This window comes from Streptomyces sp. NPDC018029, assembly GCF_044327655.1.
Classification (GTDB): Bacteria; Actinomycetota; Actinomycetes; order Streptomycetales; family Streptomycetaceae; genus Streptomyces.
Window position 1 is genome coordinate 463,753 of the sequence record NZ_JBIRFV010000004.1, and the last position, 13,179, is coordinate 476,931.

Consider the following 13,179-nt stretch of genomic DNA (forward strand, 5'->3'; position numbering starts at 1 on the left):
TAGTGCGGGGCTACGCTCGGTAGTGACTCAGGGGATACACGCCCGGCTGTATCCGTCGGAGGTGGTCACTGTGTCCGTTCAGTACAACCCGACGTGGCGGTACAGCGGGAACCAGCTGAAGCGGTGGCGGATGAAGGCGAACGTCACGCGGGAGGAGTTGGGCGCCGCCGCGAATTACGCGCCGGACACCATCAAGGCGATGGAGCAGGGTGTTCGTATGCCGACCGCCCGGGTATTGGATGTGGCCGATGGGATGTGTGGGGCGGACGGGCTGTTGCGCGCGGCCAAGGACTACGTGAAGGCGGAGAAGTTCCCGCCGCGAGCCCAGGACTTCATGGAGTACGAGCAGCGAGCAGTGAGCTTGTGGTGGTACGAGGTGGTACTGATCCCCGGGCTGTTGCAGACCGAGGCGTACGCCCGGAGGCTCATCAGCTCCTTCGTGCCACCGTTGGACGACGAGACCATCGAGGAGCGGGTCGCGGGCCGGTTGGAGCGCACGGAACTTCTGCACCGGAAGCCGATGACGGCGTTCAGCTTCGCTCTGTACGAGCCGGCGCTGCGCGGACCACACGTGGACAAGGACCAGCTGCTGCACCTGCTGGAAGTGGGGCGCCGCAACAACGTCTCCATTCAGGTCCTGCCCTATGCGCGGGCTGTGTCCTCCGCGCTCATGGGGCAGATGGTTCTGCTCGAAACCCAGGACCGCGAGCGCTTCGCCTACGCGGATGGCTCATCCGTGAGCCAGCTCACTTCTGACGTCGAGGTGGTGAGTTCGTACACAGAGCGGCTTAGCGTGATCCGCGCGGAGTCCCTCGGCACTGAGGGGTCGGTGCGCTTCATCGAGCAGATGGTGGACGAGCTGTGAGCGACGAGCTGGAATGGTTCAAGTCGAGCTACAGCGGCCCCGAAGGGGACGCCTGCCTTGAAGTCGCCCTGAGCACGAGCACGCCCGTGGCCGTCCACGTCCGGGACTCAAAAAGCCCCGCCAGCCGTGAGCTGACCCTCTCCGCCCCCGCCTGGACGGCCCTTATCGCCGCAGTTCAGCCCGGGGCTTGAGCCCCGGGACCCGAGCTCTTTCCTGGGTCTGGTTCACCGATGAAATGAACCCAACCAACCGGGCCAAAAGGGGAGTTGAGGGTTCCGTCACCCTCAAGAGTGACGTTCCGTAGTCGGCTTGCGCCGGAGCGTGAAGGCGATCTAGGTTCGCGGCAAAAGGACGGCCTCGGCCGGTGCGCCAACACCGGGTCCGAGGCCTAGCTCGACGTGTCGAGTGCCTTCGATTCCTAAGCCCTACTCTCGAAAGCAGCCGATCGTGGCTACCACTCACCTTAATCCGGTCCTCCCCTCCCCGTCCCACCCGATGGCCAAATCGGGGTACGGGAAACGCCTCGCGGGTGACGCGGAACCGGACACCGAGCCCGACTTCGCACACTTGGGCCCCCGCGACGCGGAATTCGCGGTGTTCGTCGATCACCTGCCCGACGGGGCGGCGATGGGGCACAAGGTCATCGCCGCCGAACACCCCCGCTACGGCCAGCAGGCCACCCGTACCTCCCTCAGGCGCCTCACCGAGGCCGGCCATCTGCGCTGGGTCAAGGAACACATCACCGTCGAGGACAACTCGATGCGGTGGGTGACCAGGACGTACTGGTCACGGGAGCCCAAGTCCCGTAAGTGGTGGGCCGAGTTCGTGCGCACCCGGCACGGGCGGGACGTCACCGACGCCTACCAGCCGGGCCTGGCAAGGGTGTCCGAGCCGGAGCCGGAGCCGGAGCCGGAGGTGGCCACGAATCCCACCCCCGCGCCCAGCGCAGCGCACCGTACCCTCGCCCAACTCCGGGCCGCCGACCGCCGCATGGCCCTCTCCGAGGCGGAATGCACGCAGCTCGCGCCCCGCGCGGTCGAGTGGCTGGAACGAGGCGCGACCCCGTCCGACATCACACGCGCCCTCACCGAAGGGCTGCCGCCCACCGTCACCAACCCGGGCGGTCTTGCCCGCAACCGACTGGAGAACAAGATGCCCCCCAAGCGTCAGGCCCCCGCCAAGGCACGCGCCCGCGTCACCCGCGCTGTCATGATCTGCCCGTTCTGCGAGGAGCCCGAGACCTCTGTCGAGCTGGTCGACGGGATCTGCACGGACTGCTGCCCCCAGGAGGAACGGTCCGGGTACATCCCGGACACGTTCCTCGCACGGCCGTCGAGCCCGTCGAGCCCGTCGATCCCGTCGAGCGCGCCGCGCCCGCCGCGCCCGCGCCCGGCGGGATACGACGACGTGGTGGACGTGACCGAGCGGGTCGCGGAGCTGCGTCGCGCCGCCGGGCTGCCGTCGCCCCGGGGCGACGTATGAGCGTGCAGGACGTGCCGGTCCGGGCACCATGGAGTCAAGGAGGCGACGCCATGACCCCCAGGACCACCGACCGGCCCCAGATGTCCGTCGAGGACTTCGAGGAGCTGGCCAGCCGTGCGCCCGAGACGGTGCGGCTGGAGTTCATCAATGGAAAGGTCCAGGTCAAGCCGGTGCCGGATGGTTCCCACGGCCAGATCGTCATGTGGCTGATCAAGCACTGCATGCAGCAGCGGCCCGAGCTTTCCCTCTTCCCCGAGCAGGGCCTCAAGGTCGAGGGCTACCGGAGGGGCCGGGCCCGCCCGGACGGCGTGCTCGCGCCGGACGAGAACTTCGTGGGCCAGGGACAGTGGGCCGAGCCGGCCGGCGTGCTGATGACCGTGGAGGTCACTTCCTACGACCAGGACGCCGACCGGCGCGACCGCGTCGAGAAGCCCGACGGGTATGCCGCCTCCGGCATCCCGGTGTATCTCCTCGTCGACCGCGACGCGGGTGAGGTCCGGGTGTACGCGGATCCGGAGGCCGGGAGGTACCGCTCCCTCGTCCGGCGGGCGTTCGGCGACGCCGTCGAGCTCCCCGAACCCGTCGGTATCACCCTGGACACGGCCAAGCTCAAGGAGTACGCCGACTGAGGCCCCCCGGCCAGGCTCTGCCAGACCCTGTGACGCGCCCCACTTTCCGGAGTGCAGTGCTCCGAACCGGGCATGTGCCAAGCCGAGCGGTCGGAACGTACGCCCCGAAGAGCGGGAACGTACGCCTGCGGTGATCAACTTGTGAGCGGGACATCTCACGATGTGATATCAGCGAGGCTAATTTCGGCCGCTCGTTAGACTGAGCCGACCGCAGTAGTGCGGTGACAGACGGACTGAGCGAGGAGCGCACGTGGGCCTTGTCGTGCAGAAGTACGGAGGCTCCTCCGTAGCCGATGCCGAGGGCATCAAGCGGGTCGCCAAGAGAATTGTCGACGCCAAGAAGAACGGCCACCAGGTCGTTGTCGTGGTGTCGGCGATGGGCGACACGACGGATGAGTTGATCGATCTCGCCGGACAGGTATCCCCGATCCCTGCCGGACGCGAATTCGACATGCTGCTGACCGCCGGTGAGCGGATCTCCATGGCCCTGCTGGCCATGGCGATCAAAAACCTGGGCCACGAGGCCCAGTCGTTCACGGGCAGCCAGGCCGGCGTCATCACCGACTCCGTCCACAACAAAGCGCGGATCATCGATGTGACCCCGGGCCGCATCCGGACCTCGATCGACGAGGGCAACATCGCCATCGTCGCCGGGTTCCAGGGCGTCAGCCAGGAGGGGAAGAACATCACGACCCTCGGGCGCGGCGGGTCGGACACGACCGCGGTCGCCCTCGCCGCCGCCCTCGACGCCGAGGTGTGCGAGATCTACACGGACGTGGACGGCGTCTTCACCGCCGACCCGCGTGTGGTCAAGAAGGCGCGGAAGATCGACTGGATCTCGTTCGAGGACATGCTGGAGCTCGCGAGCTCCGGGTCCAAGGTGCTCCTCCACCGGTGTGTGGAGTACGCACGTCGTTACAACATCCCGATCCATGTGCGCTCGTCCTTCAGCGGGCTTCAGGGCACGTGGGTCAGCAACGAACCGCAAGGGGACCGCAAGGTGGAGCAGGCCATCATCTCCGGTGTCGCGCACGACACCTCCGAGGCCAAGATCACGGTCGTCGGCGTGCCCGACAAGCCGGGCGAGGCCGCCTCGATCTTCCGCGCCATCGCGGACGCCGAGGTCAACATCGACATGGTCGTGCAGAACGTGTCGGCCGCCTCGACGGGCCTGACCGACATCTCCTTCACCCTTCCCAAGGCCGAGGGCCGCAAGGCCATCGACGCCCTGGAGAAGACCCGGTCGGCCATCGGCTTCGACTCCCTCCGCTACGACGACCAGATCGCGAAGATCTCGCTCGTCGGCGCCGGGATGAAGACCAACCCGGGCGTCACCGCGACCTTCTTCGAGGCGCTCAGCGACGCCGGCGTGAACATCGAGCTCATCTCGACCTCCGAGATCCGCATCTCGGTCGTCACCCGCGCCGACGACGTGAACGAAGCCGTGCGTGCCGTGCACACCGCCTTCGGGCTCGACTCCGACACGGACGAGGCCGTCGTCTATGGAGGCACCGGCCGATGAGCCGTAAGCCGACGCTCGCGGTCGTCGGAGCGACCGGGGCCGTCGGCACCGTCATGCTCCAGATCCTGTCGCAGCACGCCGACATCTGGGGCGAGATCAGACTCGTCGCCTCCCCGCGCTCGGCCGGCCGCAAGCTGGCCGTGCGCGGGGCGGAGACCGAGGTCCTTGCCCTGTCCGAGGACGTCTTCGACGGGGTCGACGTCGCGATGTTCGACGTTCCCGACGAGGTGTCCGCGCAGTGGGCGCCCGTCGCCGCAGCCAAGGGCGTCGTCGTGGTCGACAACTCCGCCGCCTTCCGGATGGACCCGGACGTTCCGCTGGTCGTCCCTGAGGTCAACCCGCACGCCGCGCGCGTGCGGCCGCGCGGCATCGTCGCCAACCCGAACTGCACGACGCTCTCGATGATCGTCGCCGTCGGCGCGCTGCACGCCGAGTTCGGCCTGCGCGAGCTGATCGTCTCCTCGTACCAGGCGGTCAGCGGGGCGGGACGCGACGGCATCGATACGTTGCGTCGGCAGCTGAACCTCGTCGCGGGCAGCGAACTGGGCACCAGCCCCGGTGACGTACGCCGTGCCGTGGGAGACGACACCGGCCCCTTCCCGGAGCCCGTGGCGCTGAACGTCGTGCCGTGGGCCGGCTCCCTGAAGGACGACGGCTGGTCGTCCGAGGAGATGAAGGTCCGGGACGAGTCGCGGAAGATCCTCGGTCTGCCCGGGCTCCGCGTCGCCGCCACCTGCGTGCGCGTGCCCGTGGTCACCACCCACTCCCTGACCGTCCACGCGCGCTTCGAGGACGAGGTCACCGTCGACCGGGCACGCGAGATCCTCGCCACCGCGCCCGGCGTCGTGCTGTTCGACAATCCGGCCGCCGGGGAGTTCCCCACACCGGCCGACGTGGTCGGGACCGATCCGACCTGGGTGGGGCGGGTGCGGCGCGCCCTGGACGACCCCACCGCGCTGGAGCTCTTCGTCTGCGGGGACAACCTGCGCAAGGGCGCCGCGCTGAACACCGCGCAGATCGCCGAGCTGGTGGCCGGGGAGTTCACGGCCGGCTGAGTCGAGCGACCGCCCAGGGCGTGCGGATTGGTACATACCACCCCACGGGCGAGCCCTTTGTGGGATCTGTGTAAGTTCTGTGTCCAACTCAGTGACCGTGGACGCTTGAACTGGATCATCTCCGCGTTCGAAGATTCGCGTCTGATCACTGCAACCGGCGGCGGGGCGGGGGGCGTCTTTAGCGGTCGCCCTCAGGGGCGGCCCGAGCGCCGGGAAAAAATGGGGCATAGGGGAAGAGCTGGTACGCATGGGGGCTTTTGATGCATCGTCACAAGCGGTGCCCGCGCGACATGCCGCAAACGCGATGCCGGATGCGTACAACCCTGATGGGGGGAAGCGTGTCCAACAAGCGTGGCAGAGGTACTCGACTTCACAGCGGTACAGGCGAGAGGCGCGGCAGCGCTGCGTCCTACTCGTCGTCCCCGCACGGCCGGCGGCATGCCGGTGATCGCACCCATGCCCGCGGCGCGGCCCGCCCGTATGCCGGCGCAGCGCGAAGGCGCTGACGACGCCATGACCATGACCGCGGGCACCACAGTCGACCACCTCACCGAGACCTATCGCGCCCACTACCGGTCGCTGCTCGGCCTCGCCGCGCTGCTTCTCGACGACACGGCGTCCTGCGAGGACGTGGTGCAGGAGGCGTTCATCCGGGTGCACTCGGCCCGCAAGCGGGTGCGTGACCCGGAGAAGACGCTCGCCTATCTGCGTCAGACCGTGGTCAACCTGTCGCGGTCCGCGCTGCGCCGGCGCATCCTCGGGCTCAAGTTGCTCTCCAAGCCGATGCCCGACATGGCGAGCGCGGAGGAGGGGGCGTACGACCAGCTGGAGCGCGACGAGCTGATCAAGGCGATGCGCGGCCTCCAGCGGCGCCAGCGCGAGGTCCTCGTGCTGCGCTACTTCGCCGACATGACCGAGGCGCAGGTCGCCGAGACCCTGGGCATATCCCTGGGTTCGGTGAAGGCGTACGGCTCGCGTGGCATCGCGGCCCTGCGGGTCGCCATGGAGGCGCCGGCATGAGTGAGCGCAAGCGTGATGAGCAGGGCGGATTTGAGCACCATGGCAGGAACGGAAACGTGAACCACGGTCCCGACGACGGCCCCGGGCCGGACAGCGGACCCGAAGGGTCCGGTGCTGAAGACGAACTCGGCTCGGAGGGCGGGCGCGGCTCGACGGACGAGCCCGGCTCGGCGGATGGGCCCGGCTCGGAGAGCGGGCGCGGCTCGGCGGATGGGCCCGGCTCGGAGAGCGGGAACCGCCCGGTGGGCGGTCTTCGGGCCGTCGGTGGGCTCGGCTCCGAGGACGAGTCCGGCCCCAAGGACACGCTCGGCGCCGACGAGCTCGCACTGCGGCGGATGATGCGGCAGGCCGTGCAGGAGATCGAGCCGGGTGAGCGCGCCCTCGACCACCTGCGGCAGGCGGTCCCCGCCCGCCGGGCCCGCAAGCGCCAGGCCGTCGTCGGCATCGCGGCCGCCGCGCTCTTCATCGGCACCGCGGTCCCCGCCCTCGTGCACGTCACCAACTCCAAGGGCGACTCGGACGACCGCCCCTCGATCGCGGGCAACAGCCAGGACGCGCAGGGCGGTTCGACCCAGGGCAAGGACCCGGAGCGGGACGCGAAGGGGTCCGAGAAGAAGCCCGACAAGTCCAAGAGCAAGGACAAGAAAGACAAGAAGGACAAGAAGGACGGCAAGGCGAAGGGCGGCACGGGCGGCGGCGGTACGGGATCGCCCGACCCTTCCACCTCCGAGGCCGCCAGCTCGCCGGCCTGCGACGCGGCCCAGCTCGGCGCCACGGGCAGCACGAACCCCGCGGATGCCAGTGGCTCGGTCTACGGCTCCTTCCGCGTCTCGAACGTCTCCGACAGCAGTTGTACGGTCGAGGCCGCGGGCGCCGTCAGCGCGGTGGCGCAGGGCGCGGCCGACCCCACGAAGATCGTCGTGGTCGACCACACGGCGGGGGACGCGGCGCTCGGTCTGCCCGACCCCTCCCAGGAGGCCAGCCCGCTCGTGCTGCAGCCCGGCGCGGCGTACGAGGTGCGGTTCGCCTGGCTGCCGTCGGAGAAGTGTCCCTCGGACGGCGGCGAGCCCACGCCCAACCCGTCGCCCTCGGAGGGCGGCGGCAGCGGGACCCCGGGCGGCGGAACGCCCGAGGGCATGGAGACCCAGCTGGGCCGCACGGACGGCGGCGTGGCCGACGGCAGCGTCGTGGTCTCCCTGACCGCCGAGACGGGGGCCCCGTCGGCGGCCGCCACGATCACGAACGCGTGCGCGGGGACGGTGTACCGGACCGGGGTGCTGCCCGCTTCCTAGGCCTGCGGCCCGGCGGTCTGGGGTTCCGAGGCCGGGGGTTCCGAGGTCCGGGGTTCGGAGGGCTGGGGTTCCGAGGCCTGAGGGTCCGCGTGCAGGCCCAGCCGGGCGTCGCGCGCGAACTCCGCCTCGCGGCGGAACAGCCGGAACCACATGAAGACGACGAACCCGGCGAAGACGAACCACTCACCGGTGTAGCCGAGGTTCTGGAAGGCCTTCAGGTCGAGGCCCGTGTTGCTGGGCGCGGTCGCCGGGACCGCCTTCATCCCGGAGTCCCCCTTGTCGAGGGTGATCCACGCGTCGTACACGTCGTCGCGTACGAGGTTGACCAGTGACGCCGAGCTGATCGCGCCCAGCTGGCCCTTGGGCAGGCCGCCCGCGGCGCTGACGCCGTTCGATCCCGGGCTCTCCGACGCCTGCAGCGCCCCGGTCACCGTGACCTCGCCCTTGGGGGCGGCGGGGGCCTTGGCGGCGCTCGCGTCGCCGGGGAGCCAGCCGCGGACCACGGGCAGTGACTTGCCCTCGTCCGTGCGGAGCAGGGTCAGGACGTAGAAGCCGCGCTTCTCGTCGAGCTCCCGGTCAGGGACGAGGAGCTGTGTGCCGTAGCGGCCGGTGGCCGTGGCCTGCTCGCCGGACGTTTCCTTGTCGACGGGCAGCAGGGAGGCGAGGGGACGCCCCTCGGCGTCACCGCGGGCATCCGCCGCCTGGTCCGCGACCTGCTCCTTGGCGGACTCGTGATCCTGTACGCGGTCCTCGAAGCGGCCGAGCTGCCAGGACCCCATGAAGATGCAGAAGGGGATGGCCAGCACGACGAATATGTTGATCCCCCACCAGCGGGGCGTCAGCAGAAACCGGTACACACCCCCAAGGTACGGTGCCGCCGCCCCCCGCCGACCCGTGGGGTCCACCCGCCTCACTCCCGGACGCACTCGGCACAGTCGCGGGACATACCGGTCAGGCCCCCAAGTGCCGCCCCGCGAAGTCCAGCTCCAGGGCCACCTGCTTGATGCGTTCGTCCACGACCAGGGAGCCGTGGCCCGCGTCGTAGCGGTACACCTCGTGGGTGGCGCCACGGGCGGCGAGGCGGTCCACGTAGTTGTCGATCTGGCGGATGGGGCAGCGGGGGTCGTTGACGCCCGCCGAGATGTAGACGGGGGCCTTGACGTCGTCGACGTACGTCAGGGGGGACGACGCGGCGAAGCGCTCGGGGACCTCCTCCGGCGTGCCGCCGAGCAGCGTGCGGTCCATCGCCTTCAGGGCCTCCATCTCGTCGTGGTACGCCGTCACGTAGTCCGCGATGGGGACCGCCGCGAGGCCGACCGCCCAGGAGTCGGGCTGGGTGCCGAGGCCGAGGAGGGTGAGGTAACCGCCCCAGGAACCGCCCGACAGGACCAGCCGGTCGGGGTCGGCGAGCCCCGACGACACCGCCCACTCCCGCACCGCCGCGATGTCCTCCAGCTCGATGAGGCCGACGCGGTGCTTGAGGGCGTCCGTCCACTCTCTGCCGTAGCCCGTGGAGCCGCGGTAGTTGACGCGCACGACCGCGTACCCGTGGTCGACCCAGGCCGCCGGGCCGGCCGCGAAGGAGTCGCTGTCGTGCCAGGTGGGGCCGCCGTGCACCTCGAAGACGGTGGGGAGCGGGCCCGAGGAGCCCGCGGGCCGCTGCACCAGCGCGTGGATGCGGCCGCCAGGACCGTCCACCCACACGTCCTCCACCGGGACGGACTTCGGTGCCTTCATGCCGGGCGGGTCAAGGACCACGCCGCCCGCCGTGGAGCGGACCACCGGCGGCTCGGCGGCCGACGACCACATGTACTCCACGCTGCCGTCGGGGCGTGCCGTCGCGCCCGACACGGAGCCCGCGGGCGTCTCGATGCGCACCAGCTCGCCGGAGGCGAAGTCGTAGCGGAAGAGCTCGCCGCGTGCCTCGAAGCCGTGCGCGATGAGGAGCGCGGAGCCGTCCGGATACCACTCGGTGCTCACGTCGCCCGGCAGGCCGAGCGCGAGGTCGTTCTCCTCGCCGGAGGCGACGTCCCACACCATCGGCTCCCAGCGCCCGCGCCGCTGGTGCCCGACGAGGAGGCGCGTGTCACCGTCGACCGGCGCGAAGCCGAGGACCTCCAGGCCGAGCTCGACCGTGCCGCCCTTGGTGTCGTCGAGCTCGGCGACCGTCGCACCGTCCGGCCGGATCACGCGCAGCGCGGAGTGCATCGCGTCGCCGTGCTCCGTGTGCTCCACGGCGATCAGCGAGCCGTCGTACGACAGGTCGCCGACGCCTGCCGACTCCCGGTGGCGGTACACCTCGACCGGGCCGGCGTCACCCGGGCGTACGACATGGATCGTCGAACCGTCCTCGTCCGTGGAACGGCCGACGACCACCGTCCCGCCGTCCCTGCCGAGGGCGAGACCCGCGGGATACGAGGCGGCCAAGCCCGGGACCGCCGGCTCGTCGGCGCCGCCGCCGAAGGGCTGGCGCAGCCAGACGCCGAACTCGTCGCCGTCCTTGTCGTCGAACCACCAGATCCACTCGCCGTCGGGCGACAGCGCGCCGTCCGTCGTGCCGTTCGGCCGGTCGGTCACCTGGCGCTGGGTGCCGGTCGCCCTGTCCCAGGCGTACAACTCGTACGTCCCCGTGGCGTTCGACACGAACAGGGAGCGCTCGGGGGCGTCCTCCGCCCAGTCGGGCAGGGAGACGCGCGGCGCCCTGAACCGCTTCTCCCAGTCCGGCATGGCATCCGCACCCGAGGACCCCGCACCCGAGGAACCCGTACCCGTCTCACTCGTCGCACCCGTCTCGCTCATGCCCTCCATACTGCCTGGCCCCGCCGACAATCCGCTGGCGAGAGTCCCCAGCCTGTGGATAACTTTCCGGCCATGTACTCCCCGACGCCCGCCGACTGGCGCGAGACCAACCGGAAACGCTGGGACGAGCGCGTTCCCCTCCACCTCGCCAGCGACTACTACGACCTCGACGCCTTCCGCGCCGGCAAGGACCCCCTGCGCGACCACGAACTCGCGGAAGTGGGCGACGTACGAGGAAAGTCCCTGCTGCACCTCCAGTGCCACATCGGCCTGGACACCCTGTCCTGGGCGCGCCACGGAGCGTCCCGCGTGGTCGGCCTCGACTTCTCCGAGCCCGCCGTCGAGGCGGCCCGGGAACTCGCCGCCGAGCTCGGCCTCACTCCGGAGCAGGCCACCTTCGTCACCGCCGACGTGTACGACGCGGCCGAGGCGGTGCCCGACTCCTCGTACGACATCGTCTACACCGGAGTGGGCGCGCTCGGCTGGCTCCCCGACATCCGGCGCTGGGCCGAGACCGCCGCCTCGCTGGTCGCCCCCGGCGGCTTCCTCTACCTCAACGAATTCCATCCGCTCACCGACGTCCTGGACGACGCCACGGGCTCCCGCGTCGAGCACGACTACTTCGCACGCGACGCCTGGGTCGACGAGACGCCCGGCGGTTACGCGGACACCGTCACCCCCACCGTCCACAACCGCACCGTCGAATGGCAGCACCCGATCGGCGACGTGGTCTCGGCGCTCGCCGCCGCGGGACTGCGCGTCGAGTTCCTGCGCGAGCGCGACCAGACCCTCTTCGCGCGGTTCGGCGCGCTGGAACTCCGCGACGGCACCTACCGGTTCCCCGCGGACCGGCCCCGCATCCCGCTCATGTACTCCCTGCGGGCGAGCCGCGCCCGGGACGAGTGAACGTCAGGGGAGGGGAGAGGGCGGCCGCAGCCAGCCTTCCTGGTCGGGCGCGAACTCGCCCAGTTTCGTCCAGTCCCACGCCTGCAGCACCTCACGCCCCCGGTCGTCGTCCGGCTTCAGGACGGCGACGACGACATCGGACGTGTGCCGGGTGAGGAGCAGCGTCCGAAGGCGGGAGGCGAGGTCCGAGCCGCGCTCGGCGGGCGCGACCATCAGCTCGCTCAGCAGGAACACCCGCCCCGAAGCGGTCTGTTCCACGACCGCCGGGGGCAGGACGCCGCTGAACCTCTCCCACCACGCGCCGCTGCGCTCGGCGCGGTATCCGTAGAGACAGCCGACCAGGCCCGCCGAGTCGGCCACGACCATGTCGAAGTCCGTCTGCTGCACGTCCTGCTCGAAGCGGTGCAGAAACTCACGCCGGTCCCCGAACTCGGCGCCGGCCATGCCGCGACAGGACTCCACGTAGAGGTCGGCCAAGGCCTCACGCTGCATCTCCGCCTGCCAACGGCTCAGTCGCCGCAAGAACACCTCTGGCATGTACGCCTCCCGCCCCGGCCCGCTGAGGGCAACTCCCCCTACACCCTGGACTCCGCATCGTGTCAGCACGGACGGGCGAGGGGAACGGGGCGACGGGCAGGATCAACATGCTTAACCGGCAGATCACTGGGCAGGTGGTCTGGTGACGTGCCCCCGCCGCCCCCCACGAGCGAAGGTGAACCAGTGAGGACCCCCACACAGTTGTCCGCAGCACCCACGCTCGAGGAAGCGCGCGCCGCGGCTCCCTGGGAAGAGACGCCCAGCAGCGAACTGCCGTGGGTCGAGGACGCGGGGAGTGTCGCGCCCAAGGACGCGCGGGCCCTTTCGAAGATCTTCTTCGACCGGCTCCAGCACCTCGAAGAGGGCACGCACGAGTACCAGTACGCACGCAACACCCTGATCGAGATGAACCTGTCGCTGGTGCAGTTCGCCGCCTCCCGCTTCCGCGGCGGCAGCACCGACATCGACGACATCGTGCAGGTCGGCACCATCGGCCTGATCAAGGCCATCGACCGCTTCGAGCTGTCCCGTGAGGTCGCGTTCAGCACCTTCGCGCTGCCGTACATCACCGGTGAGATCAAGCGGTTCTTCCGCGACACCACCTGGGCGGTCCACGTGCCGCGCCGCCTCCAGGAGCTCCGCGTCGACCTCGTGAAGGCCAAGGAGGCGCTCGGCGCCGAGCTGGACCGCGAGCCCACCGTCCGGGAACTGGCCGACCACCTCGGCCTCACCGAGAGCGAGGTCAACGACGGCCTCGTCGCCTCCAACGGCTACACCGCGGGGTCCATCGACGTCCCCCTCAGCCAGGACGACGGCTCGAAGGGCCGTGACTACGCAGACGTCCTCGGCGAGGAGGACCCCGCGCTCGACCTCTTCGAGGACCTGCACGCCCTGGCGCCCCTCGTCGAGCAACTGGACGAGCGCGAGCGGCACATCATCGAGATGCGCTTCGGCCAGGAGATGACGCAGGGACAGATCGGAGAGGTGCTCGGGGTCTCCCAGATGCACGTCTCGCGACTGCTGACCCGCACCCTCGCGAAGCTGCGCTCCGGACTGCTCACCGAAAGCTGAG

Annotated in this window: 13 protein-coding genes; 10 read left to right on the forward strand and 3 right to left on the reverse strand. The window is 70.2% G+C overall.

Going from position 1 to position 13,179, the window contains the following annotated elements:
• Window positions 1-70 precede the first annotated feature (70 nt).
• The 8 genes from ACH4D5_RS15005 (at window position 71) to ACH4D5_RS15040 (ending at window position 7,865) form a co-directional block, all read left to right on the forward strand.
• Window positions 71-865: a helix-turn-helix domain-containing protein gene (locus ACH4D5_RS15005; protein WP_398302190.1), complete on the forward strand. Its 795-nt coding sequence runs from the start codon at window positions 71-73 to the stop codon at window positions 863-865.
• The gene (locus ACH4D5_RS15010) at window positions 862-1,056 is read left to right on the forward strand and encodes a DUF397 domain-containing protein (protein WP_398302192.1); all 195 of its coding nucleotides are present in this window, start codon (window positions 862-864) and stop codon (window positions 1,054-1,056) included. The genes ACH4D5_RS15005 and ACH4D5_RS15010 overlap by 4 nt, the downstream gene beginning before the upstream one ends.
• Window positions 1,057-1,360: 304 nt before the next feature.
• On the forward strand, window positions 1,361-2,347 hold the full coding sequence (locus ACH4D5_RS15015) for a hypothetical protein (protein ID WP_398302194.1): 987 nt from the start codon (window positions 1,361-1,363) through the stop codon (window positions 2,345-2,347).
• Between the two features lie 50 nt (window positions 2,348-2,397).
• Complete coding sequence (locus ACH4D5_RS15020; protein ID WP_398302195.1) at window positions 2,398-2,976, forward strand: Uma2 family endonuclease; 579 nt, start codon at window positions 2,398-2,400, stop codon at window positions 2,974-2,976.
• A gap of 250 nt (window positions 2,977-3,226) precedes the next feature.
• Window positions 3,227-4,498, forward strand: a complete 1,272-nt coding sequence (locus tag ACH4D5_RS15025) for an aspartate kinase (protein ID WP_362987897.1) — start codon at window positions 3,227-3,229, stop codon at window positions 4,496-4,498.
• Complete coding sequence (locus ACH4D5_RS15030) at window positions 4,495-5,553, forward strand: aspartate-semialdehyde dehydrogenase (RefSeq protein WP_398302198.1); 1,059 nt, start codon at window positions 4,495-4,497, stop codon at window positions 5,551-5,553. Before ACH4D5_RS15025 ends, ACH4D5_RS15030 begins: the two co-directional genes overlap by 4 nt.
• 351 nt (window positions 5,554-5,904) lie before the next feature.
• Entirely contained in the window at window positions 5,905-6,573 is a 669-nt protein-coding gene (locus tag ACH4D5_RS15035) for a SigE family RNA polymerase sigma factor (RefSeq protein WP_398302200.1), read from the forward strand.
• 56 nt (window positions 6,574-6,629) lie between these two features.
• Entirely contained in the window at window positions 6,630-7,865 is a 1,236-nt protein-coding gene (locus ACH4D5_RS15040) for a hypothetical protein (protein WP_398302202.1), read from the forward strand.
• On the opposite strand, the gene ACH4D5_RS15045 is transcribed toward ACH4D5_RS15040, so the two are convergent.
• Both ACH4D5_RS15045 and ACH4D5_RS15050 read right to left on the reverse strand, forming a co-directional pair.
• Window positions 7,862-8,722 (reverse strand): SURF1 family protein, encoded by an 861-nt coding sequence (locus tag ACH4D5_RS15045; RefSeq protein WP_398302204.1) that lies wholly within the window; start codon window positions 8,720-8,722, stop codon window positions 7,862-7,864. The genes ACH4D5_RS15040 and ACH4D5_RS15045 overlap by 4 nt on opposite strands.
• A 94-nt stretch (window positions 8,723-8,816) precedes the next feature.
• A complete protein-coding gene (locus ACH4D5_RS15050; protein ID WP_398302205.1) occupies window positions 8,817-10,673 on the reverse strand; it encodes a prolyl oligopeptidase family serine peptidase in 1,857 nt (618 codons plus the stop codon).
• A gap of 63 nt (window positions 10,674-10,736) precedes the next feature.
• On the opposite strand from ACH4D5_RS15050, the gene ACH4D5_RS15055 reads away from it, so the two are divergent.
• Entirely contained in the window at window positions 10,737-11,570 is an 834-nt protein-coding gene (locus ACH4D5_RS15055; protein ID WP_398302207.1) for a class I SAM-dependent methyltransferase, read from the forward strand.
• Window positions 11,571-11,573: 3 nt separating this feature from the next.
• Here ACH4D5_RS15055 and ACH4D5_RS15060 read toward each other — a convergent pair whose 3' ends face one another.
• Window positions 11,574-12,107 (reverse strand): hypothetical protein, encoded by a 534-nt coding sequence (locus ACH4D5_RS15060; protein WP_398302209.1) that lies wholly within the window; start codon window positions 12,105-12,107, stop codon window positions 11,574-11,576.
• Window positions 12,108-12,377: 270 nt separating this feature from the next.
• Between ACH4D5_RS15060 and ACH4D5_RS15065 the strand changes: the two genes are divergently transcribed.
• A complete protein-coding gene (locus ACH4D5_RS15065) occupies window positions 12,378-13,178 on the forward strand; it encodes an RNA polymerase sigma factor SigF (RefSeq protein WP_398302626.1) in 801 nt (266 codons plus the stop codon).
• Window position 13,179 lies beyond the last annotated feature (1 nt).